The sequence below is a fragment of the Methylobacterium sp. WL103 genome, assembly GCF_008039885.1.
GTDB lineage: Bacteria > Pseudomonadota > Alphaproteobacteria > Rhizobiales > Beijerinckiaceae > Methylobacterium > Methylobacterium cerastii.
Genome location: NZ_VRUX01000446.1, coordinates 1 through 3,580, shown reverse-complemented (window position 1 = coordinate 3,580; position 3,580 = coordinate 1). Strand labels below are relative to the sequence as shown.

The following is a 3,580-nucleotide window of genomic DNA, read 5'->3' as shown; positions in this document are numbered from 1 at the left end:
GGCTTGATCGCCTCGTTGGGCGAGCGGGGGGAAAGGCGCTGAGGCTGGGCCGGCTCGTCGTAGGCGAGCGGCTGCGGCGGCACGTGCGTCTGGCGTCGACGGAAGAACATCGGGATCCTGCTCGGGCTCGCGCCGGCGACGGGGAGTTCGGCCGGGCGCGCATGCGCGACGGGGCGGCGACCGCGAGGGATCGCCGCAAGCTACCGGAAACTACGCCGGTTTGTGGCGAAATTGCCATTGCGCGCCGCACCCGGCCGGCTGCGACGAGGCGGGTCGCCCCCGTCAGCGCGGAATCGCCCGCGCCGACGCCGGCTGGCACGTCGCGCAGAAGAAGGTCGAGCGGCCGGATTGCACGATCCGGCCGACCGTCCCGCCGCAGCCCTTGGTGCGGCAGGCCCCGCCGACGCGGTCGTAGACCCGGAACGCCTGCTGGAAGGCGCCCGACGTGCCGTCGGTGTGAGCGTAGTCGCGAAGGGTCGAGCCGCCCGCCGCGACCGCCTCGGTCAGCACCTCGCCGATCACCTTGGCCAGCAGCCGCGCCTTCGGCGTCGGCCCGCCGTCGGCCTTGGCGAGCGTACCCGCGGCGGCCTCGGGGTGGAGGCCGGCCCGGTGCAGAGCCTCGCAGACATAGATGTTGCCCAAGCCCGCGATCAGGCGCTGGTCGAGGAGCGCGGCTTTCAGCGGCGTGATCTTGTGGCGGAACAGGCGCGCGATGGTCGCCCCGGTCAGCTCGGCGCTCAGGGGCTCGATGCCCATGGCCGCGAAGTGCCGGCACGCGGCGAGCGTGTCGGTGGGCACGAGGTCCATGAAGCCGAAGCGGCGGGCGTCGTTGTAGGTCACGGTGGCGCCGTTCCCCATCGCCATCACGACGTGGTCGTGCTTGGGCGTACCCAGCGCCCCGTCGAGGTAGAAGTCGCCGGGCGAGGTGTTGCTGCCGTCGGGCATCGCCACGTCGAAGCGCCCGCTCATGCCGAGGTGCATGATCAGCGTCTCGCCCGAGTCGAGTCCGGCGGTGAGGTACTTCGCCCGCCGCGCAAGGCTGGTGACGCGGCGGCCCTCCAGGCGGGCGGAGAAGTCATCGGGGAACGGGAAGCGTAGGTTCGGCCGGCGCAGGGTGACGCGGCTGAAGGTGGCCCCGACCATCGCCGGCGCGAGGCCGCGCCGCACCGTCTCGACTTCTGGAAGCTCCGGCATGGTCCTGTGGATGTCCCTCGGCGCATCGGATCGCGAAAGCCGGATATCGGCCCGGGGCGCTGCCATCGCAATCCCGGGCGCCCGGCCTCTGGGAGCGCGCCCTGCGACCGTTCACTGCTCCGCGTCTTACGACGCATGGCGGATCGCGTCCGGCTTCGCTATGAGGCGCGAGGGCGCAGACGGGCAGGACTTCATGACGGTGGCGGACGGGAAGACGGGCGCGCAGGAAACCGATTTCGGCTTCGAGCGGGTGGCTTTGGCCGAGAAGCAGGCGCGCGTCGACGACGTGTTCCGCTCGGTCGCCAAGCGCTACGACCTGATGAACGACCTGATGTCCGGCGGCCTGCACCGGGCCTGGAAGGCGCAGGCCATCGCGATGCTGCGCCCCTCGCGCACGCGGCCCTTCCGCCATCTCGACGTGGCCGGCGGCACCGGCGACGTGGCCTTCCGCGTCCTGGAGGCCGGCGGCCCGCAGACCTCGGTCACCGTGCTCGACATCAACGAGGCGATGCTGCGGGTCGGCGCCGAGCGCGCCGGCGCGCGCTTCGACGGCCGCATCGACTTCGTCACCGGCAACGCCGAGACGCTGCCCCTGCCCGACGCGACCTTCGACGCCTACACCATCGCCTTCGGCATCCGGAACGTGCCGCGGATCGAGCTGGCCCTGCAGGAAGCCCGCCGCGTGCTGAAGCCCGGCGGCCGCTTCCTGTGCCTGGAATTCTCCAAGGTCGATCTGCCGGTGCTCGACAAGATCTACGACGCCTACTCCTTCCACGTGATCCCGCGCCTCGGTGCGCGGGTGGCGGGCGACGCAGAATCCTACCGCTACCTCGTGGAATCGATCCGCAAGTTCCCCTCCCCTGGGCTGTTCGCCGGGATGATCGAGCAGGCCGGCTTCCGCCACGTCACCCACCGGCCGCTCTCGGGCGGCATCGTCGCGATCCATTCCGCCTGGAAGGTCTCGTGACCAATCCGAGCCGCCGGACGGCGCGATGATCGGCGCCGCCGTCAACCTCGCCCGCGGGGCCCGCGTCGGCTTCGTGCTGGCTCGCGAGGGCGCGCTGGCACTCGTCGACGCCTCCGAGCTGCCGCCGCTCCCGCGCCTCGGCCTCCGGCTGGTCCGGATGCTGGAGCGGCCGGGCCTCGGCTCCGGGGCGGCGCGGCTCTCAGCCGGGCTGACCCGGCTCGGGCCGTCCTACGTGAAGTTCGGGCAGTTCCTCGCCACCCGCCCCGACATCGTCGGGATGGCGGCGGCGCGCGACCTCGAGATGCTTCAGGACCGGGTGCCGCCGTTCCCGCAGGCGGTGGCCGTCAAGGTGGTCGAGGCGGCCTTCGGCCGGCCGATCTCCACCCTGTTCGTCGCCTTCGGCGAGCCGGTGGCCGCGGCCTCGATCGCGCAGGTCCACAAGGCGGTGGTGCAGGATGCCGACGGCACCCAGCGCAACCTCGCCGTCAAGATCATGCGGCCGGGCGTGCGCGAGCGCTTCCAGCGCGACGTCGAGGTGATGCGCCTCCTCGCCCGCATCGTCCACGTGCTTTCGCCCGAGGCCGAGCGCCTGCGACCCCGCGACGTGGTCGAGATCCTCGCCCGCTCCGTGACCATGGAGATGGACTTCCGGCTCGAGGCCGCCGCCGCCTCCGAGCTGGCGCAGAACACGGCCGACGATGAAGACTTCCGGGTTCCGCTGCCCGAATGGGAGCTGATCGCCCGCGACGTGCTGACCTGCGAGTGGATCGAGGGCACTCGCCTGCACAGCGCCGCCGCGCTCCAGGCCGCCGGCCACGACCCGCACGCGATCGGCCGGACCGTGATCCAGAGCTTCCTGCGCCAGGCGATCCGCGACGGGTTCTTCCACGCCGACATGCACCAGGGGAACCTGTTCGTGGACGCCGCCGGCAAGCTCGTGGCGGTGGATTTCGGCATCATGGGCCGGCTCGGGCGCAAGGAGCGGCGGTTCCTCGCCGAGATCCTGCTCGGCTTCATCATGCGCGACTACACGCGCGTCGCGCAGGTGCATTTCGAGGCGGGCTACGTGCCGGCCCACCACTCGGTCGACGACTTCGCGCAGGCGATCCGCGCCATCGGCGAGCCGATCCACCAGCGCCGCGCCGACGAGATCTCGATGGCGAAGGTGCTGACGCTTCTGTTCGACATCACCGCCCTGTTCGACATGAGCACCCGGACCGAGCTGGTGATGCTGCAGAAGACCATGGTCGTGGTCGAGGGCGTCGCCCGCAGCCTCGATCCCAAGCTCGACATGTGGACCTCCGCCGAGCCGGTGGTCCGCAGCTGGATCACCCGCAACCTCGGCCCGGTCGGGCGTCTCGAAGGGGCGGCTCACGCCGCGCGCACCCTCGCCGACGTCGTCGCCGACGTGCCCGAGCT

General features: G+C 71.7%; 3 protein-coding genes. 2 read left to right on the top strand and 1 reads right to left on the bottom strand.

The features are described from left to right. Positions 1 to 282 precede the first annotated feature (282 nt). Positions 283 to 1,194, bottom strand: coding sequence for a bifunctional DNA-formamidopyrimidine glycosylase/DNA-(apurinic or apyrimidinic site) lyase (gene mutM, locus FV222_RS20290; protein ID WP_147815492.1), 912 nt, complete (start codon positions 1,192 to 1,194; stop codon positions 283 to 285). A gap of 193 nt (positions 1,195 to 1,387) precedes the next feature. Here mutM and ubiE point away from each other — a divergent pair, with 193 nt between their 5' ends. Continuing rightward, positions 1,388 to 2,161 (top strand): bifunctional demethylmenaquinone methyltransferase/2-methoxy-6-polyprenyl-1,4-benzoquinol methylase UbiE, encoded by a 774-nt coding sequence (gene ubiE / locus FV222_RS20285; protein WP_147815493.1) that lies wholly within the window; start codon positions 1,388 to 1,390, stop codon positions 2,159 to 2,161. Positions 2,162 to 2,186: 25 nt separating this feature from the next. Beyond that, on the top strand, positions 2,187 to 3,580 hold a 1,394-nt coding region (ubiB, locus tag FV222_RS20280; protein WP_147815491.1), incomplete at its 3' end, for a 2-polyprenylphenol 6-hydroxylase.

Coding starts and splice junctions, on each gene's coding strand:
- mutM (WP_147815492.1), bottom strand. CDS start 1,194: ATGCCGGAGCTTCCAGAAGTCGAGACGGTGCGGCGCGGCCTCGCGCCG.
- ubiE (WP_147815493.1), top strand. CDS start 1,388: ATGACGGTGGCGGACGGGAAGACGGGCGCGCAGGAAACCGATTTCGGC.